A 24,050-nucleotide genomic window follows, 5' to 3' on the forward strand; every position below is an offset into this window, starting at 1 on the left:
TCGTTTTCATCAGAGGACTGAGCGATGACCAAGCACACCGTTGGAACACGCAAGGAATGGCTGGCCGCCAGGCTGGACCTGCTGCAGGCCGAAAAGGACCTGACCCGGCGCAGCGACGAGCTGGCCCGGCAGCGGCAGCAACTGCCATGGGTAAGGATCGACAAGCCTTACCGTTTCGATACTGACGAAGGCAGTGCCACGCTGGCGGAGCTGTTTCGCGGCCGTTCGCAGCTGCTGGTTTACCACTTCATGTTCGGGCCGGATTTCGAGGCCGGCTGCCCGTCCTGTTCGATGATCGCCGACGGCTTCAATGGCTTTGCCGCGCACCTGGCCCAGCACGATGTGATGCTGTGGGCGATTTCGCGCGCGCCGTTGCCCACATTGCAGGCGTTCAAGCAGCGCATGGGCTGGAGCTTTCCGTGGGCTTCATCGAACGCAAGCGACTTCAATGCCGATTTCAGCGTGTGGTTCAGCGCGGAAGAAGAGCGCGCCGGCCGCGTGGAATACAACTACCGGCACGAGCCCGCCCGCAGTTGCGAGCATGCCGCAAGCAGCGATGAAGGACCGGTGGCCAGCTTTGCCGCCATGTGCGGCACCGACCGCGCCACCTATGTGCGCGATCGTCCGGGCATGAGCGCCTTCGTGCAGGAGCACGGGGCCGTGTACCACAGCTATTCCACCTATGCGCGCGGACTGGACGTGTTGTGGGGCTCGTACCAATGGCTCGATCGCGCGCCCAAGGGACGCAACGAGGAAGCAGGCTTGTGGTGGCGCCACCATGACGACTACGGCAAGCGCTGAGCGAGGTGGCCGTTGATGTCCGGGCGCACGTCGCGGTTATGCTTTCTGGCTGCTTCGGCACTGGCCGTTGCTGCTTGTACGGCGGCGGCGATCGCCGAATGCATCGGCATGTCGTCGATGGGCAGCATGCCGATGCCCGGCGGATGGCACATGTCGATGATCTGGATGCGCATGCCGACGCAGACGTGGCCGGGCGCGGCGGCATCTTTCCTGAGCATGTGGCTGGTGATGATGGCGGCGATGATGCTGCCATCGCTGCTGCCGGTGTTGCGGCGTTATCACCGGCAGATCCAGCACGGCGACGCACGGCATGCCGGTGCGCGAACCCTGCTGATGGCGGCAGGATATTTCTTGGTCTGGGCCGTGCTTGGTGCGTTGATCTATGGCATGGGCATCGCGCTGGCCACTGTCGCGATGCGCTGGCCGATGCTTGCACGCATCGCTCCCCTGGCGGCCGGCATGATCGTGCTTGGCGCAGGCGCGCTGCAGTTTACGCGTTGGAAAGCACATCATCTCGCTGGCTGCCGCGCGCTGCCGGACTGTTGCCAGCGCTTGCGGGCGAACACCGCTGCGGTCTGGCGCTATGGCGTGCAGCACGGCATTCGCTGCTGTCATTGCTGCGCGGGGCTTACGGCGATCTTGCTGGTGGCTGGCGTGATGGACCTGCGCGCGATGGCCCTGGTCACGGCTGCGATTACCGCCGAACGCCTGGCGCCGGCGGCCAGGCCGGTCGCATGGCTTATCGGTATTGCGGCGATGGGGGCAGGCATCGGCTTGCTTGCGCAAGCCGCATGGGCGTGAACGGGGCAGCCCGGGCTAGGGCGCTTCCATCGACGAATTGCCGCTAAAATTCCGCCTGTCCCAGCAATACCTTTGATTGTCGACATGGCTGACGAAGCAAACAGCATCCCGAACCTGCCCACCTTCAGCGCCGAGGACGAGGCCTATATGCGCCGCGCGCTGCAATTGGCGGCGCACGCCCGCGATGCGGAAAACGAAGTGCCGGTGGGCGCGGTGCTGGTGCAGGACGGGCAGATCGTGGGACTGGGCTGGAATCGCAATATCACGCTGCATGATCCCACCGCGCATGCGGAAATCATGGCCGTGCGCGCCGCCGGAGAAAAACTGGCCAACTACCGCATCGTCGGCGCCACGCTGTATGTGACGCTGGAGCCCTGCGCCATGTGTGCGATGGCTTTGGTGCACGCGCGCATCGGGCGTGTGGTGTATGCCGCTACGGATCCGAAGACGGGCGCTGCCGGCAGCGTGTTCGACACGCTGATCTCCGACAAGCACAACCACCGTATCGAAGTGCAGGGTGGCTTGCTGGCGGACGATTCGTCCGCGCTGTTGCGCGAGTTCTTCCGCGCTCGCCGCTAGGTTTGAACGGCAGATGGGTTTTTACCCAATCGAACCGGCAACGCCAGCCCTGATCTTCAAAACCTCCTCACCGTCATTCCGGCGCAGGCCGGAATGACGGTGAGGAGCGCAGTACCTCAGGCTTCAAGCAAAAAGCCCAGCGCCTCCGCGCACGGCTGCTCCACTTTCAAGCTGAGCAGCGGATCGGCGCGCGTGCGTCCGAGATTCACCGCCGCAATCGGCTTGCCCGCCTTGGCCGCCGCATGCGCAAAGCGGTAGCCGGAAAACACCATCAGCGACGAACCGACCACCAGCATGGCGTCGGCCTCGTCCAACGCCTGCATCGCCATCGTCACGCGATCGCGTGGCACGTTTTCGCCGAAAAACACTACGTCCGGTTTCAACACGCCGCCGCAGTGCGGGCAGGGAGGCACGTTGAAGCGGCTGAAATCGTGGCCGTCCAGATCTGCATCGCCGTCCGGCGCATCGGCGGCATCGAGCGTGGCCCAGTCCGGATTGTGTTCCAGCAGCGCTTGTTGCAAGGCGTGCCGCGGTGAGCGCTGTTCGCAGCCCATGCAGCGCACGGTGTCCAGCCGGCCGTGCATATCCACTACCTGCCGGCTGCCGGCGCGCTGATGCAGGCCATCCACGTTCTGGGTCAGCAACAACTGCGATTTACCCAGTTGCTCCAGTTGCACCAGCGCACGATGGGTACCGTTGGGCAGCGCATGCCCGAAGCGGCGCCAGCCGACCAGGCTACGCGCCCAGTAGCGCTTGCGAGTGAGCTCCTCGCCCATAAAGGCCTGGTAAGTGACCGGCTGGGCACGCTTCCAGCTGCCATCGGCATCGCGATAATCGGGAATGCCCGAATCGGTGCTGCAGCCGGCACCGGTCAGCACAAACAGCCGGCGATGACGGCCGATAAAGGCCTTGAGCGCCTCGCTGCCGGTTTCGGCCGGCGGGCTGGTCGCTGGAGCAGGGATAGACGCCACGTTTTGCCTCGCGCGTAAAACGGCCCGATGATGGCAGGGTGGCATTGAATTGCCCGCGGAAGCCACCAGCAGGTGGTTTCCACCCCATCGCAGATCGGGAGCCGCCATGAATGTCCTGCTATTTGGTGCCACCGGCATGGTTGGACAAGGTGTGCTGCGCGAGTGCCTGCTGGCGCCGGACGTCGCCCTGGTGCAAACCGTGGGACGTACGGCAACGGGCCAGTCGCATCCCAGGCTGCGGGAGCTCAGCGTGGCGGACCTGCTCCGCTGCGACACCGTCGCCGATCAGCTGAATGGCTTCGACGCCTGCTTTTTTTGCCTGGGCGTGTCCTCGGCCGGCATGCAGGAAAACGCGTATTCGCATCTGACCTACGAGTTGACCGTATCGATTGCCCAGTTGCTGGCGTCGCGCAATCCGGGCATGACCTTCACCTACGTCTCCGGTGCCGGCACCGACAGTTCCGAGCAGGGGCGCAGCATGTGGGCGCGGGTCAAGGGACGCATCGAAAACGCCTTGCAGCGGCTGCCGTTCAAGGCGGTGTATCTGTTCCGCCCGGGCATTATCCAGCCGCTGGATGGCATCCGTTCCAAAACCTCGTCCTACCAATTCTTCTACAGCCTCAGCCGGCCGCTGCTGACGCCGCTGCGCAAGCTGTTTCCCAACGCAATACTCAGCACGCGGATGATGGGGCAGGCGATGTTGAATGCCGTTCGCTATGGCGCGCCGAAAGCGGTACTGGAAACCGCGGATATCCGCGCCTTGGCGGAACGCACAGCGACGTGACGGGCAAGTAGTTCGACAGCACCGGCAACGGACTTGTCGCGATGGAACCGCATGCTGCGATATACCACTGCTGGTCTGTCACTGCGCTGCGGGTGGTTCGATCCGGGGCGATGCCCGTCGAGTTCGCGTCGCCGAGGTTCGGGCCAGCGCGTGGCGCAGCTGCACCACTTCATCGGTGGCTGGCAATTGATCGATGGCCTGCAGAAAGACCTGGTAATCCTGGCGCCAGCCGAGCCGGTCGATGATCGAGCGCAGTCGCTTGATACGCATACCGTAGCGCTGGATGCGCTTTTTCTTCATGCCGGCGTCGTGGCCTGCCTTGCGCAGGAATTCCAGCTGGTAGCGCAGCCAACGGGCACGCCGCCGCGAGCGATGGAACGCCTCGTTGGTGCGTTGTTCGAGCGCTTTGCGGCGCGCTTTTTTCACGCGCTTGCTGCTGCGTCGGAGCATGGCCTTGGTCATCGCCGGCGTGATGCTTGACCAGGGCAGGGTGTTGATCGTCTGGCCGATGCGTTCGGCCTGGTCCTGCCGCTTCATCCAGCCGGGATCCTGTTTCACGGCATCCTCAAGCAGTGCCGTGCTGCGTTGCTGCAACTGCTCGCCGAGTGCCGGTGTGATCTGCAGGTTGTGCGCACTGGCCAGTCGCTGTGCCGTGCGTATGACTATCTGCGCGTCGCGCAATGGGGAAAAGCCGTGGATCAGTTGCTTCAGTTGCTGGTCGATGCGCGCGACCTGTGGCGAGGGCGGCAGCGCGGTGAGCAGGCTGCGCAGTTTGCGGCCGCAGCGGCGCGCCTCATGGATAAGATCGTGTGGATTCTTCGACGAGGCCAGCACCGCCTGCAGTGCATGGCACTCCTTGGCCGCCAGCGAACCCAGCGCCAGACCGAGGTGGTGCCTGCTGTGCTTGGCGTGGTTCATCCGGCCGAATGGCTCCACTGACCTTCAGGACAGGCGTTGCCTTCAAGCCATCATAGCTGCCCGTCAATGGCGCCGGCGTGGGTCGGCAAGGGGCGGCCGCTGCAGCCGGGAAGCTCCGGATCGGGCCAGACATCCCAATTGGCCTTGGTGGTCGGCGGGTCGCAGCTAAGGCGATGCACCGCCAGGAAATCCTCCTGCGGCTTCTTGTGCGCGACCCAGCGCTGGATGCCGTAGACATCGACCGTATACGCCGGTCCGCTGGTGCCGTTGTAGCTGCTGAGGTAATCGATGACCACGCGATCGCCCAGCGTTGCGGCATCGCCATGCGACAGTGGCACGGCAGGCAGCGCCGGCGGCTGCACATGTGCACCGGAAGCCGCCGGCACGGCCAGGTACACATAGCCTTCCGGCACCTGCTGCCAGCTCAGCGTATGCAGCTTGTAGGTCATGAATTCCAGCATCAGCACACGACGTGGCGCGATGCCTGGCTGGCGTGCCAGGTCCAGCGCGATCTTCAGTGCGGCCGATTCATCCAGGTCGTGCACGCCCCAGGCCAGCAAGGTGCAGCCCGTGCCGGTTTCGGCATCTGCGGCACGTTCGGCCAGCAATTGCGGCAAACCGTCCACCGGATGCCGCGCGGCGATTTCGGCCGGCATATAGGCCTGCACGTGCGCATCCTGCGGCAGGTAGTAGCCGAAGAAATCGTGCTCGGACAGCGCGCGGAAATAGGGATTGGCATGGCCGAAGCGGTACGGCAGCATCACCGGCAGCGTCTGCCCGGCGCAGCCTGGCAACTGCTGCACAAAATGCGCGGTGGCGCGCCAGCTTTCCGTGCGCGGCAGCTCGCGTCCGCGCAGCTGGATCAGCTGCATGCACACGATCACCATCACCAGTACGGCCAGTGTCTTGCTGCCGGCGCTGTACCCGCGCGGTCCCATCGCATCGTAGATGCGGCCGATCAGCAGCCACGCGAACGGTGCGCAGGTCAGCAGGTTGCGCTCCGAATACGACGGAGCTACCGCCAGCGATACGCCGATGCCGCACAACACCACGCCCAGCAGCACAAAGCTGGCCAGTGCGGTAGTCCAGCGGGTATCGAGTTCATCGAATGCGTAGAACGGATCGCGCGCGAATTTGCGCTGCAGCCCGAACAGCAGCATCAAGCCGAGTACCAGCGCAATGCGGGCGGGCAGCAGGTTGTAGAACGCCTCGCGGATCTGCAGTTTGAAAAAGCCGGCGCTGTTGGTGAACCACAGATTCTGCAGATCCTGCTGCGAGGCATGCATCATCATCTTGTAGTACGCAGCATTGATGGCCAGCACTACCAGGCCGGTGCCGATCAGCGCCAGGCGCAGGCGCCAAAAGGACAGGCTCAGCAGCAGGTAGGCCAGGGTCATGCCCAGCGCCAGCAACAGATAGGCGTGGGTGAGGCTGGCGAACAAACCCAGCACGCTCAGCGCCAGCCAGTGCGCCAACGGAAAGGCTGGATTGGCACGTACGCGCCGCCGCATGGCGATGGCCAGCGACAACAGCCCGGCGGCGAAGGTCATGCACAAGGCATAGCTGCGCGCATTCTGCGATTGCTGGAACCAGAATTCCGACAGCGCGCCGGCAGCGCAGGCGAAGGCGATCGCCACCGGGCTGAGCACGCGCCGCGTGCCGGCGGCAAAGATCGCGACGGCCAGCACGGCGAAAACGGCACTGGGCAGGCGCAACGCCCATTCCGACAGCCCGGCCACACGCGTCCAGGCGTACAGCAAAAAATAGTAGAACGGCGGATGCGTATCGGTGAGTGCGCGGCGGAATACTTCGCCCAGGCCTTGATCGTGGTGAATCAGATGGACGGTAAACAGCTCGTCGATCCACAGACCGCTGGTCGACAAGCCCACGAAGGCGCCACCACAAGCCATCAATGCAACAACAGCAAAAACCGCAGTCTGCCAGCGGGCGGGCGCCCGGAGGGATGCATTCACGCAGTAACTCCCGTACGGGTGCCGGCAACATAGCGGGCTTCGGCCAGCAGCACACCGACCATCACGGCCAGCGGCCACGGGCAGTGCACTGCGCACAGCGCAATGGCGATGCCTGCATTCAACGGCAAATCGGTCCAGCGATGCGCGCAGAACGCGAAACATTGCTGCACGAATTCGCGCCCCCTGCGCGGACGCAGCGAGCGCGGGGTCATCACGTAGCCTAACCACAGGCGTGCGGCCAGGCCGGCAACGCTGGCCAGCAACAGGGATTGCCAGAACGGCCGCCCGAACGCCAGCAGCGTACCGGCGCAAAGCCATTGCACCAGCAGGCTCGCCAGCACGGCCATGCCCTGCATGATGGTGCGCGCGCGCAAACGGCCTTGCGTGCGCTTTTCCATCAGCAGGGCGATCAGGTCGATCACCACGCGGGTATCCAGCTTGGATGCGCCGCCTGCGCGCGGACGCAGCAGGGTGGCGACCTGGGCCGTGCGCGGGCGACGCTGTCCGGAGGCGACCACGTCGATCAGAATCTTGAAGCCCAGGCCGGAGAGACGATGGCGCACCTGGGCATACCATTCGTGCTTCATCGCAAAGCAGCCGCTGAGCGGATCGGCCAGCGGCACGCCCAGGGCGGTGTCGGTCAGCCAGATGCCGGCACGGCTCAGGCCGTGGCGAAGTCCGTTCAGGCCGGAGCGTGCGTCGTCCAGATAGCGGCTGGCCACGGCGACATCGACGTCCGGGTTGTTCACGTTATTCAGCAGCCGCTTCATGAGGGCGGGATCATGTTGTCCGTCGCCGTCCATCAGCGCGAGCACCTGGCCCTTGGCGGCGTCCCAGCCGATGATGGCCGCGGAAGACAGGCCGCTGGCGTTGTACCGGCGCAGCAGGCGGATGCGCGGATCGCCCGCTGCATAGGCATTGACGGCATCGCCGGTGCGTTCGTCGGCCGAATCGTCCACCACGATGATCTCGTGGTGAATGCCCTGCAGATGTTCGCCGAGTTCGCCCAGTACCTGGCCGATCGCTTCGTGTTCGTCCAGCGTGCAGATGACGATGGAAAGCGCAGGCGGCTGCGTGCCGGCTTCCGGACCTTCGGCAAGCCTTGGCGCTTCGACCACTTTGACTGCTGAAATTGGTGCTGGATGCACGCGCATTACGCCATGACCGAAGAACGTCCCCTATGGCCAACGCACGGATCAACACGCTGTTGACCACCGTGACGCGACCATGCCCTAACCGTGCGATCCATCGAAAGTCGATTGTGACGCGACCGAGCGCCGAAGAAGCCGGCGGGGGTCATTTTTCACAAAATATCCTAGATCTTGGCCAGGAAAGCCAACGGCCGGCTTTCGCCGGCCGTTGTCAGGGCCTGGACGGGCTCCTTGCGGTGTGTCAGGGGGCGCCTGCCGGCTGGTCGCCCACGTTGAACAGCTGGAATTCGCGGATGCGTGCCGTGCAGGTGCTGGCCAGGATGTTCAGGCGCACCCGGGTGGTGGTGACCGGAGTGAAACGGTCCAGCTTCATATGGCCGATCGCCTGGGCGCGGATCAGCGTTTTCCAGGGCTTGCCGGCACCGTCCCAGGCTTCGATCGCGTAGCTTTCCACGCACTGGCCTTCGTTGAGCCATTCCATGCTCAAGGCATGGTCGAAGGTGACAGGCTGCGGAAAATCCACTTCGATCATGCCGCTGTGCGAACCATCCGGCGCGGACCAGAAGGTATCGGGATTGCCGTCGATCGCCGAGGCGACCGCGCTGTTGTTGGCAAGATATTGGTGCGCCAGGTCCTTATCCAGGCCATAGCGCGCCTGCAGCGCCGCACCGAATTCCTGCAGTCGCGTCACATCCGCCTGCGGCAGCTGGCCGTGGCGATTGGGAGCCAGGCCCAGCATCAACTGGCCGCCGCGGCCGACGCTGTTTTCCCAGATATCGAGTAGCTCGGCCACGCTCTTCAAGGTCTGGTCGCTGTTGGGATGCCAGAACCATTGCAGCTTGTGCAGCGGCGTATCCACTTCCACCGGACGCCAGCGCAACTGCCCATGGCGATCGATCACGTTCCAGTTTTCCCAGCGGATGTGTCCGTCTTCCTGGCCTACCCAGCGGATATCGCCGTAGTCGAACAAGCCGACGTCGGCGAACACCATCGTATTGGATTGATAGGTGCGCAGTTCTTCCATGTACTTCTTGAAATCGTAGACGTGGCCACCGCTGCCGGCACCGTCCAGCCACCATTCGACCAGCGGGCCGTAACCCTGCACCAGTTCGTCCATTTCGGCCATGTAATATTTGTCGTACGCGGCCGGATCCTTGTAGCGCGGTTCGTGCCGGTCCCACGGCGACAGATAGATGCCGAATTCCAGGCCCTCCTTGCGCACGGCTTCTTCGGTCATGCGCACCAGGTCGCCCTTGCCGCCCATCCACGGGCTGCGCTTCAACGAATAGTCGGTTTGCTCGGTGGGCCACAGCGCAAAGCCGTCATGATGCTTGGCGACCAGCACCAGATAGTGCGCACCGGCGGATTTGGCCGCACGCGCCCACTGATCCGGATCGACGTGATCGGGGTTGAACACCTTCGGATCGGCGGTGCCGTCGCCCCATTCGCGATCCAGGAAGGTATTGGTGCCGAAGTGCACGATGACGCCGAACTCCAGGTCCTGCCAATGCAGCTGCTGCGGCGACGGTTTCACATCGACGAAGTTTTGCGCGGACACGGTGCCGGCGAGGGAAGCGGCCATAAGCATGGCAGTGCACAGAACACGTCGATAGAACCGCATTGCTTGGAAACCTTTGTGATGATTGGCAAGGACCACGCCGTGGCGTGGCGTAATCAGCTGGAGCGTGCCGGACCGCCGAATTGCAGCGCTTCGGAAATTTCCCCGGTGGCGCGCAGCAGGGCGGCGATGACATCGTCCATGGTTTGCTTGGTGGTCTGCTGCTCGATGTATGGAATGGTCAGCGCACAGGTGGCATGGCCGTGCTCCAACACCGGCGCGGAAAGATCGGTCACCGCATCCACCACATTGCTGGGCTCGCTGGAATAGCCGTGCGCGCGCAGCTGGGTCAGCAGCTTGGTCAGTTTCTTGCGGTCCAGCCCGGGCTCATGGCGTGCGATCAGGTCCAGCCAGCGTTCGCGCACCTGTTCTTCCTGGAAGGCCAGCAGCACATGCCCGGACGTGGACTGCGACATCGGGCGGCGATGGCCTACGCGCACCACCAGGGCGATCTCGCCGGGCGGATCCACCCGCGCGACCACCACGATCTGCTCGCCCGACGGCACCACCAGATGGCAGGCCTGGCCAAGCGCATCGGCCAGCCGGTGCATGACCGGCATGGCCGCTTCGATCGCGCTTTTTACCGGCGGCTGCTCCATGCCCAGCCGGAACAGCCGCGGTGTTACCGAATAGCCGCCATCGCCTTCGCCGCGCGCGATGTAGTCGCGCTCTTCCAGTACCTGCAACATGCGAAAGATTTCGCCGCGCGAACGGCCCACGCCTTCGGAAATTTCGGCGATGCTCAGGGGCCGCTTCGAACCGGCGAGCAGTTCGAGGATATCCAGCCCCTTGTCGAGCGCCGGGGCGCGGTATTTGGGAGTGGCAGTCGGCATGTTTCTTCCCTGTCTGTAGGCGGATACCTGCGACAGTGGCACAGCTGGTGCGTCACGTGCCCCGGCGGACGCGCGGATGTTGCGGCGCGTCTTGTGGTATCCATGAATAACGGTTTCATATTTGCACAAATGAGGGGAGCCGTCACGTTCAGGACCGCTCCACAGCGGGCCATCGGGAGCAGAGGGTGAGTGTGCAATCCATAACTGAAGAACCATCCGCGACTGGTGCCGGCGAGCGCCGCACCGCATGGCTGCCGCTGGTACTGGTGGTCAGCCTGTTTTTCCTCTGGGGCGCGGCCAACAACCTCAATGACGTGCTGATCGCGCAGTTCAAAAAAGCGTTCGTACTCAGCGATTTCGGGGCGGGCCTGGTGCAGAGCGCGTTCTATCTGGGCTATTTCCTGGTGGCCATGCCGGCCGGCATGTACATGCGGCGCTTCGGCTACAAGAGCGCGGTGGTGTTGGGCCTGGTGCTTTACGCCGCCGGCGCGCTGCTGTTCTGGCCGGCCGCCTCGCTGGCTGCCTACGGGCTGTTCCTGTTCGCGCTGTTCGTGATCGCCAGCGGCCTGGCGTTTCTGGAGACCTCGGCCAATCCCTTCGTGACCTTGCTGGGGCCGCCCGAAAGTGGCACGCGCCGTCTCAACCTGGCGCAGGCCTTCAATCCGCTCGGCTCGATCGCCGGCATCCTGATCGGGCAGCATTTCATCTTTACCGGCATCGAGCGCACGCCTGGGCAGATTGCGGCGATGAGCGCGGTCGAGCGCACGGCCTACTTTCACGGCGAGACGCATGCCGTGCAGTGGCCGTATCTGGTGATCGGCGTGGTCGTGCTGGCCTGGGCGGTGCTGATCATGTTCACGCGTTTTCCGCGTGCGGCCGCCGCGGAGACGGCGGCGGCGCCTAGTGGCGATGGCGTGCTGCGACGGCTGCTGGGCGATCCGCGCTTTATCGGCGCCATGCTGGCGCAGTTCTTCTACGTCGGCGCACAGGTGGGGGTGTGGAGCTACACCATCCGTTACGTGCAGGCGAACATGGGCGGCACGACCGCGAAGGAAGCTGCCAATTTCCTCACCGCCGAGCTGCTGTGCTTCATGCTCGGACGCTTTACCGGCGCAGCCCTGATGAAATATGTGGCGCCGGTACGCCTGTTGCTGGTGTTTGCGGCGATCAATATCGCGTTGACCCTGTACGCGGTGATGTCGCCGGGCAGCAGCGGCGCCTACGCGCTAGTGGTATGCAGCTTCTTCATGTCGGTGATGTATCCGACCATCTTCGCGCTCGGCGTCGAAGGGCGTAACGATGACGAACGCAAGCTGGGCGCCGCCTTGCTGGTGATGACCATCATCGGTGGCGCGGTACTCACCGCGCTGATGGGCGCGGTATCCGATCATTCCAGCATCGCTACCGCGATGAGCGTGCCGGCCTGCTGCTTCGCAGTGATCCTGCTGTTTGCCTGGCGGCGCGGCATACCGAGGGAGGTGAACGGCTGATGCAACGTCATTACTACGCGCTCGATCTGCGCGACGATGCCGAGGCCATTGCCGAATACGAGCGCTGGCACCAGCCAGGGCAAGTGTGGCCGGAGATCATCGCCTCGATCCGCGCCTCCGGCGTGCAGGAGATGGAGATATTCCGCACCGGTAACCGATTGGTGATGGTGGTGCAGATGGCCGCAGGGCAGGGCATATCGCGCGAGGCGGCCGAGCCGGATGCGAAGACGCTGGCGTGGGAGGCGCTGATGGATCGCTATCAGCAGCGCTTGCCGTGGGCGCAGGCCGGGCAGAAATGGGTGCCGATGCAGCGGATTTTTTCACTCGCTGATGCGTAGGTTGGGTTAGCGCAGCGTAACCCAACGATGCCGCACCGAACTGTTGGGTTACGCTGCGCTAACCCAACCTACGTGGCTGCCCGTGGGCCGCCTTCCTGGGCCACCACTCCCGCTTTTGCGGGAATGACGGCCATGAAGTTTGCGTCCCAGGGGGCAATCAACGCCGGCACGGTACTCCGTCAAACTGCGTGCTGATGATGCTCAGCATGCCCTCCGGCGCCTTGCGCCAGATCAGGTCATCCGAAAGATTGCGCACATCGGTCTGCCCGGTCAGCGCCATGCTCACGCTCAGCTCGCGCCGGATCAGCTCGATCGTCTGCGTCACGCCCGCTTCGCCCAGGGCGCCCAGGCCGTAGAGAAAGGCCTTGCCGATCAAGCCGGCATGCGCGCCGCAGGCCAGCGCCTTGAGCAGGTCCTGGCCGCTCTGGATGCCGCCGTCGAACAGCACCTGCATGCGTTCGCCCACGGCCTGCACGATCGACGGCAACACCTCGATGGTGGCCGGCGCACCATCCAGCTGGCGGCCGCCGTGGTTGGAAACCACGATCGCATCCACGCCGTGATCGGCGGCGATGCGCGCGTCGCGCGGATCGAGAATGCCCTTGATGATCAGCTTGCCGGGCCACAGCTCGCGGATCCATTCCAGATCCTTCCACTCCAGCGTGGGATCGAATTGCTTGGCGATCCACTGCGCCAGCGTGCTGAGGCTGTCGGTGTTGTCGATGCGGCCTTGCAGGTTGCCGAAGGAGCGGCTCGGTGCGCGCAGCATGCTCCAGGCCCAGCGTGGCTTGCTGGCCATGTCGAGCAGGTTGTGCAAGGTGAGCCGCGGCGGCACCGACAGGCCGTTCTTGATTTCGCGATGGCGCTGACCTTGTACGGTCAGGTCGGCGGTAAGCATCAAGGCGCTGCATTGCGCCGCCTTGGCGCGCTGAATCAGATCGCGCGTAAAGCCGCGATCGCGCATCACGTAAACCTGGAACCAGAACGGCGTCTGCACCGCCTCGCGCACCTGCTCGATCGAGCAGATCGACATGGTGCTCAGGCAGAACGGAATGCCGGCCTTGGCCGCGGCCCGCGCGCCAAGGATCTCGCCGCCGCCATGCTGCAGCCCGGTGAGCCCGGTGGGCGCGATCGCCAGCGGCATCGACACCGGCTGCCCGACGATCTCGGTGGCCAGCGAGCGTTGATCCACATTGCACATCACGCGCTGGCGCAGGGCGATGCGCTCCAGCGCTGCGCGGTTTGCGCGCAGCGTGGTTTCGTCGTACGAGCCGCGGTCGGCATATTCGAAGAATGCGCGCGGCACGCGGCGCCTGGCCAGGGCGCGCAGATCGGCAACGTTGGTGATGGGAGTGCTCATGGACGCCCCGTTATGCCTTCGCGGTGTCGACCGGCATACACCATGCCGGACCCTCCGGGTAAACATACTGCGCCACGCTGTCCGTGCGCATTTGCGCCGAAAAGCCCGGCGCGCTGGGCGCAATGTAGCAGCCGTTGGCAATCACCACCGGATCGACGAAATGCTCGTGCAGGTGGTCGACGAATTCAATCGCGCGATCGTCCTTATTGCCGCTGATCGCCACGAAATCGGCCATCGCCAGATGCTGCACCAGCTCGCACAGGCCCACGCCGCCGGCATGCGGGAACACGCGCACGCCGAACTTGGCGGCCAGCAGCATGATCGCCAGGTTCTCGTTCACGCCGCCCACACGCGCCGCGTCGATCTGGATCAGGTCCACGGCATTGGCCTGGAACAACTGCTTGAACATCACCCGGTTCTGCGTGTGTTCGCCGGTGGAAATCGGCACCGGCGCCACCGCATGGCGGATCGCCGCATGGCCGAGCACGTCATCGGGGCTGGTGGGCTCTTCCACCCAGGCCAGGCGGAACTCCGCCAGGTGACGCAGCCAGGCGATCGCGTCGGGCACATCCCAGCGCTGGTTGGCATCGACCGCGATACCGATATCGGGACCGACCGTCGCGCGTGCCAGGCGGCAGCGGCGCACGTCGTCCTCCACATTCATGCCGACCTTCAGCTTGATGGTGCGAAAACCCGCGGCCACCGCTTCGCGCGCCAGGCGCTGCATTTTTTCGTCGCTATAGCCCAGCCAGCCCGGCGACGTGGTGTAGGCCGGGTAGCCTTCCTGCAGCAACTGCGCCAAGCGTCGCGCTTTGCCCGCCGCGGCAGCGTGCAGCATGGTCAGTGCTTCTTCCGGCGTCAGCGCATCGGTGAGATAGCGGAAGTCGATGGTGGCGACGATCTGTTCCGGCGTCATGTCGGCGATAAAGCGCCACAGCGGCTTGCCGGCGGCGCGCGCGGCAAGATCCCACGCGGCATTCACCACCGCGCCGATCGCCATGTGCATCACGCCTTTTTCGGGACCCAGCCAGCGCAGCTGCGAATCGCCGATCAGGCGGCGTGCAAAACCACCGAGATCGTCGATCACTTCATCCAGATCCAGTCCGGCGACGTGATGATTCAACGCATCGATCGCTGCCTTCTGCACATCGTTGCCGCGGCCGATGGTGAAGGCCAGACCGTAGCCGGCCAGACTCGGTTGGTCGGTGCGCATCACCACATAGGCGGCGGAGTAATCCGGATCCGGATTCATCGCATCCGAACCATCCAGTTCGCGCGAGGTGGGAAAGCGGACATCGTAGGTGTCCAGCGCGGTGATCTTGCTCATGCGCGCACGTTCTCCGGATGGGCGTGCACCTGTTGGCGCTGCTGGCCCAGGCCCTCAATGCCCAGTTCGATCACATCGCCGGCCTGCAGGTACTTCGGCGGCTTTTGTCCCAGGCCTACGCCAGCCGGCGTGCCGGTGCTGATTACATCGCCCGGCAGCAGCGTCATGTAGCGGCTGATATGGCTGACCAGCTTGGCCACACTGAAGATCATCGTGCGCGTATGGCCGTTCTGATAGCGATGGCCATTCACTTCCAGCCACAGCGCCAGGTTCTGCGGATCGGGCACTTCGTCGGCCGTGACCAGCCACGGGCCCAGCGGGCCGAAGGTGTCGCAGCTCTTGCCCTTCACCCATTGGCCGCCGTGCTCGAACTGGAAATCGCGCTCGGACAGATCGTTCACCACCAGGTAGCCGGCCACATGCGACAGCGCCTGTTCTTCGCTGACGCTGCGTGCGGTTTCGCCGATCACCACGCCCAGTTCCACTTCCCAGTCGGTCTTGATGGAATCTTTCGGAATGATCACGTTGTCGTTCGGTCCCATGATGGCGCTGGTCGCCTTCATGAAGATCACCGGCAGCTGCGGCACCGGTGCATTGGTTTCTGCGGCGTGCTCGGCGTAGTTCATGCCCACGCAGATCATCTTGCTGACGTGCGCGATGGGCGAGCCATAGCGCGGCTCGCCTGCCACTTGCGGCAGCTGCTGCGGATCGAGTTGGGCCAAGCGTGCGCGGCCGTCGCGGCCGAGCGCCTGCGCATCGATGTCACTGATTACGGCAGAGAGATCGCGCAGCGTGCCGGCGGTGTCGATCAGGCCGGGCCGTTCCTTGCCCACGGCGCCATAACGGACCAGTTTCATGGAATACGTGCTCCTGCTGTTCAGTTGGACCAGCCGCCATCCACAACGTGGATGGTGCCGGTGGTAAAGGCGGATTCGTCGGAGGCGAGATACAACGCTAGTGCGGCGATTTCTGCGGGTTCGCCCAGCCGGCCCATCGGCTGGCGCGCGACAAAGCTCTGCCAGTTGGCCGCCTCGTCACCGCCCAATGCGCGCACGCGTTCGCCCAGCGACGGCGTTTTCACCGTGCCGGGGCAGATCGCATTGCAGCGCACGCCGCGCGCGACAAAGTCGGCGGCAATGGAACGGGTGAGGCCGATCACCGCGGCTTTGGTGGTGCTGTAGGCAAAGCGGTTGGGTACGCCCTTCACGCTGGACGCCACCGACGACATGTTGATGATGCTGCCGCGGCCTTGTTCGAGCATGCCCGGCAGCACGGCCTTGCACAGCTGGAACATGCTGTCCACGTTGATGGCGAACGAACGCTGCCAGCTGGCGTCGTCGGTATCCAGAATGGTGCCCGCGTGCACAAAGCCGGCGCAGTTGAACAGCACATCGAAGGGACCGGCGTGCTGGACCAGCTCGCGGATTTCCTCGGTGCGCGTCACGTCCAGCCGCTGCGTACTGATCGACGCATGTTCGGCCGCCAGCGTGGCCAGCGCCTGGCTATCGATATCGGTGGCCAGCACCTGTGCGCCGGCATTGGCGAAGGCGAGGGCGGTGGCACGGCCGATGCCTGCGCCTGCCGCAGTGATCAGGGCCTTTTTGCCGGAGAGGCGTCCGCTCATGGCGTGAATCCTTTGCGATCGGAATGGAAGAGGGTGGTGTTCATGGCTAGCTATGTGTATCCAGCTTCAGCGCATAGCAGCGCACGGCGTTGGCGGCGAATACATCAGCCTGCGTGCCGGGCGCGTAGCGTTCGGTATATGTCTGTGCAAGCCGGAGCCAGTGTTCGAATGAGGCGCGCAAAGTGAGTACGGGCCAGTCGCTGCCCCAGATCAGCCGGGTGCTGCCGAAGCTGGCGAACAGGTGCTGGGCATAGGGCGCGATGGCTTCTTCGTGCGTCGTACCGCTCAATTGCGTCAGCAGGCCGGACAACTTGCAGTAAAGCTGTGGATGCGCGGAAAGCTGATCGATCCAGTTGGCCCACAGTGCGATCGGCGCCTCGCCGATCGACGGCTTGCCGGCGTGGTCCAGCACTACGCGCAACGCCGGCTGCCGTTGCAGTCGGCGCAGCAATGCAGGCAGTTGCGGCATGCCGACCAGCGCATCGAACGCCAGCCCGCGCGCCTGGATGCAGTCGAAAGCACGGTCGAGCGCCGGACTCGCCAGCCAGTCCGGATCGGCCAGGTCCTGCGCCATCGGCCGCAATCCGCAGAGCAGGCCGTTGCCGTCGCGGATCAGCGCGTCAATGCGCGCCTCGACATCGACGGCTTCCATATCTACCCAGCCGATCACCCCGACAACACCGGCATCCTGCTGCGCCAGCTCGAACAGATACCGCGTTTCCGGTTCCGTAGGCGCCGCCTGCACCAGCACGCTGGCAGTTACGCCGGCGGCCTTGCGCTGCGCCTGCAGATCGGCCGGCAGAAAAGCGGCGCGCAATGCTTCCGGCGCATCGGCCAGCCAGCCGTAGTCGCCGCGCGAGGGCTGCCAATAATGCTGGTGCGCATCGACGATGATCATGGCGTCGGCACGGCTTCCTGCAGCAGGCCGGCGTCACGCAGGGCCTGCCATGCGGCACGGGGAACCGGCATCTGCATGCGCTCGCTGGCCGTGTCGACTTCGGCGGGCGAGCGCAGGCCGCAGACCACGCTGGCTACTGCCGGATGCGCCAGCGGAAATTGCAGGGCGGCCGCGCCGACATCCGTATGGCTGTGGCCGAGCACCTCATAAAAGCGCTGCGCACGTGCTTGCACCGCCGGTTCGGCCGGGGCGTAGTTGTAGAACTGGCCAGGCCCGCGGCTATCGCCGAGCAGGCCGGAGTTGTACGGGCCGGCCGCGAGGATGGCGATGCCGCGCTCTTGCGCCTGCGCCATCACGGCGGCGCTATGCGCCTGTTCGAACAAGGTGTAGCGGCCGGCCAGCATGATCGCGTCCAGGGCAAAACGCGGCATCACTTCCAGGCATACGGCTTCTTCGTTGACGCCCAGGCCGATCGCGTCGCATACGCCTTGTGCGCGCAGTTCTGCCATCGCCGGCAGCGCTTCGTCCAGCGCCTGCTGCAAGACGGCGGCATGGCGTTCGCCGTGAGTAAGTGCGCCGATATCGTGCAGCAACAGCAGCTCGACATGATCGGTGCGCAGGCGCCGCAGGCTGGCCTCGACCGAGCGCAGCACGCCGTCGCGGCTGTAGTCGAAGCGTGCGCGCTGCCCGTCGACGATAAAGCCGTCGGCGTGGCCGGTCTGCTGCGCATCGGCTTCGATCAGGCGGCCGACCTTGGTCGACAGGCTGTAGCTGTTGCGCGGCATGCCGGCCAGGGCGGCGCCGATACGGCTTTCGCTGAGGCCGTAGCCGTAATAGGGGGCGGTATCGACATGGCGGATGTTGCGCAGCCAGGCGCGGGCCAGCGTGTAGGCAGCAGCTTCGTCATCCACCGACGCATAGAGATTGCCGATCGGCGCGCCGCCGAAGGCCAGTCGAGAGCGCAGCCAGGGGCGTGGCGCCAGCTCGGGCTGGGGCGCGTCAGATGGGGTTGTCGCTTGTGTCATGCAGCCTCGCGATAGCCCCGGCGTGCACGAGCGGAAATCCCCTCGCCGTGGCTTTGCGGCGGATCATCGCGCATCCGGAGTGCTGTGTATATATAAACAAAAGTTTCATAGATGCTTCGCGATGACCTCCCGGCCGCCTCAAAAAGCACTTGCAATTCGATTTATCTCGATCTAAACATATATGAACTTCTGTTTTGCCAATAAACGGATACTCGGCTGGTGGGGCCGCGTCCGGTCGGGGAATGTCTGATGGCACGTTTGAAAGTCCGCGCTGGCGTCTGCAAGTGGCTGCTTGGCCTCACGGCGGGACTGATGGCTTGCGGCGCCGCCATGGCGCAGCAGCCTGAGGCGCTGTTCTATCTGATCGGCATGCAGAAGTCGGTCAATTCCTTCGTGGCGCACGTGGACAAGGTCGGTCTGCTGGTACCTACCTGGTATGGGGTGGACAGCCAGGGCCTGGTCAACGGCGGTCCCAACCAGTACGTGCTGGATATCGCCACGCAACACCGGGTGCCGGTGGAGCCGATCATTTCCATGTCGTCCGGGCGCGACGGCTTCCATACGCTGCTGCACGACGAAGTCGCCAAGCAGCACATGATCGAATCGATGCTGCAGCAGGCGCAGCAATACCGCTATGCCGGTTTCCAGTTCGACTTCGAAAGCATCTCCTGGACTGACCGCGACGCGTTCACCTTGCTGGTCAAGCAAACCGCCGAGGCGCTGCACAAGCATGGCTTCAAGCTCTCCATCGCGATGGTGCCGAATGCGCCGGGGCATGCCGGGCAGGGGCGCTTTTCCAAATGGATGTGGCAGTACTGGCGCGGCGTCTACGATCTGGCGGCACTGGGCAAATACGCCGACCTGATCTGCCTGATGACCTATGACCAGCACACGCGCTGGACCGCGCCCGGTCCAGTAGACGGCCTGCCGTGGATGCTGGAGCAGCTCAAATACGCCTTGACGCTGGTACCCAGGCAGAAGCTCTCGCTGGGCATCGCGCTCTACGGCTATCACTGGTATACCGGCAATCCGGTGCGCGACGATGGCAGCGAGGCTTCCAATATCCAGGCCAGCTACATCGACGCCGACGAGTCCTTCCCGCTGGCGCAGGAACAGCATGCCGATGTGCAGTGGGATTCGGTCGACCACGAGTCCTGGTATTACTTCTACCGCGACGACATGCGCGAATGGGTGTTCCGGCCCGATGCGCGCAGTTTCGCCGACCGCTATGCCTTGGTGAAGCAATACGATCTGGAAGGTTTCTGCGCCTGGGTGATCGGCGCGGAAGATCCCAAGGTATGGGACGAGCTGCCGGTGGTGCAGCGTTGATCCGCACGCGCAAGGATGCAGTGTCCATCGCCGTTGATAGAGGCCTGTAGCAGCGCATCATGAAGCTTGTCGGCGCCATCGTTAAAAAGAGCACGCTGCTGGCGTTTGTCGCCGCGGCGGCAACTGTGCCGTTCACTGCGGCAAGCCAGGATGCGCAGAGCCAGGCCGCGGCGCTGGTGGCGCACATGACGCTGCCGGAAAAGGTCGCGCAGCTGCAGAGCAACGCACCGGCCATTCCGCGCCTGCATATCGCCGCCTATGACTGGTGGAACGAAGGCCTGCACGGGCATGCGCGCGACGGCGATGCCACCGTGTTTCCGCAGGCGATCGGCCTGGCGGCGAGCTGGGACACCGGCCTGCTTCATGATGTCGGCAGCGTGGTGTCGACCGAGGCGCGCGCCCGCTTCAATGCCGCCGGCGCGGGCCATAGCCATGCGCGTTATGAAGGGCTCAGCATCTGGTCGCCCAACATCAACATCTTTCGCGATCCGCGCTGGGGCCGCGGCCAGGAAACCTACGGCGAAGACCCGTATCTCACCGGCCAGCTCGCCATCGGTTTCATCCGCGGTATCCAGGGCGACGATCCGGCGCACCCGCGCGCGATCGCCACGCCCAAGCATTTCGTGGTGCATAGCGGACCGGAATCGGGCCGTCACGGTTTCGACGTAGATGTGTCGCCGCACGATCTGGAAGCGACCTATCTGCCGGCCTTCCGCGCGGCGATCGTCGATGCGCACGCCGATTCCGTCATGTGCGCCTACAACGCGCTGCATGGCACGCCGGTATGTGCCGACGATGCCTTGCTGAGCACGCGGCTGCGGCATGACTGGGGCTTCAAGGGCTATGTCGTTTCCGATTGCGATGCGATCGACGACATGACCGAGTTCCATTATTTCAAGCCGGACAATGCCCAGTCTTCGGCTGCTGCGCTGAAGGCCGGCACCGACCTCGATTGCGGCGACGCCTATGCGGGCCTGCTCGATGCCGTGCACCAAGGCTACGTGACCGAAAAAGCGCTCGATACCGCGCTGACCCGCTTGTTTGCCGCACGCTACCGCTTCGGCGAATGGGGTGGCGGCAACGATCCCTATGCATCGATCGGCCTGGACCAGATCGACACCGCTGCCCACCGTCAGTTTGCCTTGCAGGCTGCGCTGGAATCGATCGTTCTGTTAAAGAACGAACACGGTGCATTGCCGCTGTCGGCGGGTGCACGTGTGGCCGTGGTCGGGCCGAACGCCGATACGCTGGAAACGCTGGAAGCCAATTATCACGGCACCGCGCGCGCACCGGTGACGCCGTTGCAGGGTCTGCGCCAGCGCTTCGGCGCGCAGCAGATCAGCTATGCGCAGGGCGCGCCGATCGCCGGTGGCGTACCGGTGCCGATTCCCGAAACGGCCTTGCGCACGCCGGACGGCAGTCAGCCTGGCCTGACCGGCGAATATTTCGCCACGCCCGATTTCAACGGCAAGCCAGCCCTGGTGCGTACCGATCGCCGCATCGATTTCGATTGGGATCACGCCGCGCCGGCGGACGGCTTGCCGGTGAGCGGTGATGCCGTGCGCTGGCGCGGCGAACTGCTGCCGCCGGGTGCCGGCGACTACACGCTGGCTTTGCACGTCGACCGCTGCTTCGACTGCGCCAGTCACGATCCATTGCGCTTGTATATCGACGATCGCCTGGTGGTCGACGACAACGGCAGCGATACGTCGATGCAGGCAAAGCTGCATTTCGACGACACGCATCCGCATGCGATCCGCATCGAGCTGCTGCACAGCGGGCAGGATCAGGGCCTGCGCCTGCAATGGCTGGCACCGGCCGCGGCGCAGCTGGCCGAAGCCGAGTCAGTCGTGCGCCATGCCGATGCGGTAGTGGCCTTTGTCGGCTTGTCGCCGGATGTGGAAGGCGAGGAGCTGAAGATCGACGTGCCCGGTTTCAACGGCGGCGATCGCACCGATATCGGTCTGCCCGCCGCGCAGCGCGATTTGCTGGAGCGCGTCGCGGCCAGCGGCAAACCGCTGGTCGTGGTGCTGATGTCCGGCAGCGCGGTGGCCTTGAATTGGGCCAAGGCGCATGCCGATGCAATCGTCGCCGCCTGGTATCCGGGCGAAGACGGTGGCGATGCCATCGCGCAGGTATTGGCCGGCGACTACAACCCGGGCGGACGCCTGCCGGTCACGTTCTATCAGTCCACCAGCGACCTGCCGCCGTTTGTGAGCTACGCCACGCAGGGGCGTACGTATCGCTACTTCAAAGGCACGCCGCTTTATTCGTTCGGCTTTGGCCTGAGCTATACCCATTTCAGCTACAGCGATCTGCAGGTGTCCGCACCACAGCTGCAGGCCGGTGGCGCACTGCAAGCGAGCGTGCTGGTTCGCAACGACGGCAAGCGGGCCGGCGATGAAGTGGTGCAGGTTTATTTGGATGCGCCGGACGATGCGCTGGCGCCGCGCCATGCGCTGGTCGGTTTTCGCCGCGTGCATCTGGCAGCCGGTGAAAGCCTTCGCATTCCCTTCACGCTGACACCACGCGAACTCAGTGAAGTGGATGCAGCGGGCCGGCGCGCAGTCGAAGCCGGCCATTACCGTTTGTTCGCCGGTGGCGCGCAGCCGGGAGATGGCGAAGGCGTGGCGAATACGTTCGTGATTGTTGGACGGCAGGCATTGCCGCGGTGACTGCCGGCCATGGGGCGACGGGGAGGTCGCGCCGGATTTTGGAGTGCTGTGCAAGACATGCGCAGATTTTTATTGCAGCGGTCTTGACCGGCCCGGCCATACCTGTCTAGGCAGGCTTCGTTGCATAGAAAAAACAAGGATTTATGCGTAGGTTTCGTAGACCTGACGGTATGGCAAAGCGCTCTGCTGCAATGCGACTTGCCACGATCTAAATGAGCTCGATAAGCTTTCTACACATAAATATAAAACTGGCGTTCGTATATGAAACGGAAGCGTCAGTGCGGGGTTTAACGGGATAGGTGTTTGTTTTCACCGGAGGGGAGATGCGGGGCTCAATCCAGCTGGATCGTGGCGCAGCAACTCTGCCGGTTGCAGGCAGGAGTTTGTGCTGCGTATGAAAGCCGATTATCACGTCTATGACGCTGCCGGCAGCGCCGAGCCTCCCGCGAACGGGACGGACGGAGTGACCGCGCAGGTGGATGCCATGCCTTCGGCCACAGTGAGCGCACTGTCGATGGAGCAAGCGGCTTTTCTTGCCGCCGATGTCGGCGGCACGCATGCGCGTATCGGCCTGGTGGCGATGCGTCCGGGCCAGAGCGCGCCGGCCATGCTCGCTTATCGCGTCTACAAATGCGCGGAGTTCTCCAGCCTGGAGAACATCCTGCATACCTTCTGCGATGCCTTCGCTGTGCGTCCGCGCAAGCTGGTGCTTGCCTGCGCGGGTTTCCTGCTGGATGGGCGCGTGGTCAACAACAATCTGGTGTGGCCGATCGCGCCGGCCGACCTCAAAGCGGCACTCGCGTTGACCGACGTGGAAGTGCTCAACGATTTCGAAGCGCTGGCCTACGGCACCGCCTATCTGGATGCCGATAGCGTGCAGACCTTGCACGCACCGGCCGCGCACGAGAAGCCGGGGCAGGGGCCGGTGGTGATCGTCGGCCCGGGTACCGGGCTGGGCGTGGCCGTGCGCCTGCCCGATGCGCATCCCAGTGTGCTCGCCACCGAAGCCGGTCATATCCAGCTCGCTGCACGCGTCGGACGCGAACAGCAGGTGCTGGCGCAACTGGCGCCGCCCGATACGCATGTGCCGTACGACGATGTGCTGTCGGGTCCTGGCTTGCTGCGCGTGTATCGCGCGGTATGTCGCCTGGAGAATGTATCGCCGACGCTGGAAGATCCGGCCGCCATCACGGCTGCCGCATGCATGGGCAGCAATGCGCAGGCGCTGGAAACCTTGCAGCTGTTCTGCGCGTGGCTCGGTTCCTATATCGGCGATCTGGCGATGCTGTACGGCGCCACCGGCGGTGTGTACCTGGCCGGTGGATTTCTCTCGCGCATTACCGATTTCATGGCGAAAAGCCGTTTTATCGAACGCTTTCTGGATAAGGGCGTGGTGCGTCCGTTCCTGCAGACCGTGCCGGTCCACGTGGTGGATCACGCGCAGCTGGCAGTGATCGGCGCGGCCAGCTGGCTGATGGATCGTTCTTCCTCGTCCCGCACTCAACCGTAACGGGAGCCTATGTCCGCGCAAACCTACTCATGGCGTCGTAGCGGT

The 24,050-nt window shown here is 64.3% G+C and carries 22 protein-coding genes; 9 read left to right on the plus strand and 13 right to left on the minus strand.

What is annotated here, in order from left to right; genetic code table 11:
• Window positions 1–24: 24 nt before the first annotated feature.
• Window positions 25–801 (plus strand): DUF899 domain-containing protein, encoded by a 777-nt coding sequence (locus IGX34_RS11685; protein ID WP_192555902.1) that lies wholly within the window; start codon window positions 25–27, stop codon window positions 799–801.
• On the opposite strand, the gene IGX34_RS22075 is transcribed toward IGX34_RS11685, so the two are convergent.
• Window positions 786–974, minus strand: coding sequence for a hypothetical protein (locus IGX34_RS22075; protein ID WP_225737402.1), 189 nt, complete (start codon window positions 972–974; stop codon window positions 786–788). The two genes, IGX34_RS11685 and IGX34_RS22075, sit on opposite strands and share 16 nt — an antisense overlap.
• On the opposite strand from IGX34_RS22075, the gene IGX34_RS11690 reads away from it, so the two are divergent.
• Both IGX34_RS11690 and tadA read left to right on the plus strand, forming a co-directional pair.
• Window positions 973–1,602: a DUF2182 domain-containing protein gene (locus IGX34_RS11690; RefSeq protein WP_225737403.1), complete on the plus strand. Its 630-nt coding sequence runs from the start codon at window positions 973–975 to the stop codon at window positions 1,600–1,602. The two genes, IGX34_RS22075 and IGX34_RS11690, sit on opposite strands and share 2 nt — an antisense overlap.
• Before the next feature lie 84 nt (window positions 1,603–1,686).
• A complete protein-coding gene (gene tadA / locus IGX34_RS11695) occupies window positions 1,687–2,181 on the plus strand; it encodes a tRNA adenosine(34) deaminase TadA (protein ID WP_192555904.1) in 495 nt (164 codons plus the stop codon).
• Window positions 2,182–2,297: 116 nt separating this feature from the next.
• On the opposite strand, the gene IGX34_RS11700 is transcribed toward tadA, so the two are convergent.
• Window positions 2,298–3,152, minus strand: a complete 855-nt coding sequence (locus IGX34_RS11700; RefSeq protein ID WP_338015459.1) for an NAD-dependent protein deacetylase — start codon at window positions 3,150–3,152, stop codon at window positions 2,298–2,300.
• A gap of 106 nt (window positions 3,153–3,258) precedes the next feature.
• On the opposite strand from IGX34_RS11700, the gene IGX34_RS11705 reads away from it, so the two are divergent.
• Window positions 3,259–3,936, plus strand: a complete 678-nt coding sequence (locus IGX34_RS11705; protein WP_192555906.1) for a Rossmann-fold NAD(P)-binding domain-containing protein — start codon at window positions 3,259–3,261, stop codon at window positions 3,934–3,936.
• 78 nt (window positions 3,937–4,014) lie between these two features.
• Here IGX34_RS11705 and IGX34_RS11710 read toward each other — a convergent pair whose 3' ends face one another.
• From IGX34_RS11710 to IGX34_RS11730, 5 genes are all read right to left on the minus strand, one after another.
• Window positions 4,015–4,854, minus strand: a complete 840-nt coding sequence (locus IGX34_RS11710) for a CHAD domain-containing protein (RefSeq protein WP_192555907.1) — start codon at window positions 4,852–4,854, stop codon at window positions 4,015–4,017.
• Window positions 4,855–4,904: 50 nt separating this feature from the next.
• Window positions 4,905–6,827, minus strand: a complete 1,923-nt coding sequence (locus IGX34_RS11715) for a glycosyltransferase family 39 protein (RefSeq protein ID WP_192555908.1) — start codon at window positions 6,825–6,827, stop codon at window positions 4,905–4,907.
• Window positions 6,824–7,945, minus strand: a complete 1,122-nt coding sequence (locus IGX34_RS11720; protein ID WP_192555909.1) for a glycosyltransferase — start codon at window positions 7,943–7,945, stop codon at window positions 6,824–6,826. Before IGX34_RS11720 ends, IGX34_RS11715 begins: the two co-directional genes overlap by 4 nt.
• A gap of 274 nt (window positions 7,946–8,219) precedes the next feature.
• The gene (locus tag IGX34_RS11725; RefSeq protein WP_225737405.1) at window positions 8,220–9,560 is read right to left on the minus strand and encodes an alpha-L-fucosidase; all 1,341 of its coding nucleotides are present in this window, start codon (window positions 9,558–9,560) and stop codon (window positions 8,220–8,222) included.
• Between the two features lie 92 nt (window positions 9,561–9,652).
• Window positions 9,653–10,429, minus strand: a complete 777-nt coding sequence (locus IGX34_RS11730; RefSeq protein WP_192555911.1) for an IclR family transcriptional regulator — start codon at window positions 10,427–10,429, stop codon at window positions 9,653–9,655.
• 191 nt (window positions 10,430–10,620) lie between these two features.
• Here IGX34_RS11730 and fucP point away from each other — a divergent pair, with 191 nt between their 5' ends.
• Both fucP and IGX34_RS11740 read left to right on the plus strand, forming a co-directional pair.
• Complete coding sequence (gene fucP, locus IGX34_RS11735) at window positions 10,621–11,919, plus strand: L-fucose:H+ symporter permease (RefSeq protein WP_338015462.1); 1,299 nt, start codon at window positions 10,621–10,623, stop codon at window positions 11,917–11,919.
• Window positions 11,919–12,257 (plus strand): L-rhamnose mutarotase, encoded by a 339-nt coding sequence (locus IGX34_RS11740; protein WP_192555912.1) that lies wholly within the window; start codon window positions 11,919–11,921, stop codon window positions 12,255–12,257. Before fucP ends, IGX34_RS11740 begins: the two co-directional genes overlap by 1 nt.
• A gap of 157 nt (window positions 12,258–12,414) precedes the next feature.
• On the opposite strand, the gene IGX34_RS11745 is transcribed toward IGX34_RS11740, so the two are convergent.
• From IGX34_RS11745 to IGX34_RS11770, 6 genes are read right to left on the minus strand one after another with little or no spacing between them, the layout of a single operon-like run.
• Complete coding sequence (locus tag IGX34_RS11745; RefSeq protein ID WP_192555913.1) at window positions 12,415–13,617, minus strand: alpha-hydroxy acid oxidase; 1,203 nt, start codon at window positions 13,615–13,617, stop codon at window positions 12,415–12,417.
• Between the two features lie 10 nt (window positions 13,618–13,627).
• Window positions 13,628–14,944, minus strand: a complete 1,317-nt coding sequence (locus IGX34_RS11750; RefSeq protein ID WP_192555914.1) for an enolase C-terminal domain-like protein — start codon at window positions 14,942–14,944, stop codon at window positions 13,628–13,630.
• Window positions 14,941–15,801, minus strand: a complete 861-nt coding sequence (locus tag IGX34_RS11755; RefSeq protein ID WP_192555915.1) for a fumarylacetoacetate hydrolase family protein — start codon at window positions 15,799–15,801, stop codon at window positions 14,941–14,943. The genes IGX34_RS11750 and IGX34_RS11755 overlap by 4 nt, the downstream gene beginning before the upstream one ends.
• Window positions 15,802–15,821: 20 nt before the next feature.
• The gene (locus IGX34_RS11760) at window positions 15,822–16,568 is read right to left on the minus strand and encodes an SDR family oxidoreductase (RefSeq protein ID WP_192555916.1); all 747 of its coding nucleotides are present in this window, start codon (window positions 16,566–16,568) and stop codon (window positions 15,822–15,824) included.
• 46 nt (window positions 16,569–16,614) lie between these two features.
• A complete protein-coding gene (locus tag IGX34_RS11765; protein WP_192555917.1) occupies window positions 16,615–17,466 on the minus strand; it encodes an amidohydrolase family protein in 852 nt (283 codons plus the stop codon).
• The gene (locus tag IGX34_RS11770; protein ID WP_192555918.1) at window positions 17,463–18,491 is read right to left on the minus strand and encodes an aldo/keto reductase; all 1,029 of its coding nucleotides are present in this window, start codon (window positions 18,489–18,491) and stop codon (window positions 17,463–17,465) included. Before IGX34_RS11770 ends, IGX34_RS11765 begins: the two co-directional genes overlap by 4 nt.
• Before the next feature lie 312 nt (window positions 18,492–18,803).
• On the opposite strand from IGX34_RS11770, the gene IGX34_RS11775 reads away from it, so the two are divergent.
• From IGX34_RS11775 to IGX34_RS11785, 3 genes are all read left to right on the plus strand, one after another.
• Window positions 18,804–19,820: a glycosyl hydrolase family 18 protein gene (locus tag IGX34_RS11775; protein ID WP_192555967.1), complete on the plus strand. Its 1,017-nt coding sequence runs from the start codon at window positions 18,804–18,806 to the stop codon at window positions 19,818–19,820.
• Window positions 19,821–19,879: 59 nt separating this feature from the next.
• The gene (locus tag IGX34_RS11780) at window positions 19,880–22,495 is read left to right on the plus strand and encodes a glycoside hydrolase family 3 C-terminal domain-containing protein (RefSeq protein ID WP_192555919.1); all 2,616 of its coding nucleotides are present in this window, start codon (window positions 19,880–19,882) and stop codon (window positions 22,493–22,495) included.
• A gap of 484 nt (window positions 22,496–22,979) precedes the next feature.
• Window positions 22,980–24,005 (plus strand): glucokinase, encoded by a 1,026-nt coding sequence (locus tag IGX34_RS11785; RefSeq protein WP_225737406.1) that lies wholly within the window; start codon window positions 22,980–22,982, stop codon window positions 24,003–24,005.
• Window positions 24,006–24,050: the final 45 nt, after the last annotated feature.

Source organism: Dyella acidiphila (genome assembly GCF_014863405.1).
Lineage (GTDB): Bacteria > Pseudomonadota > Gammaproteobacteria > Xanthomonadales > Rhodanobacteraceae > Dyella_B > Dyella_B acidiphila.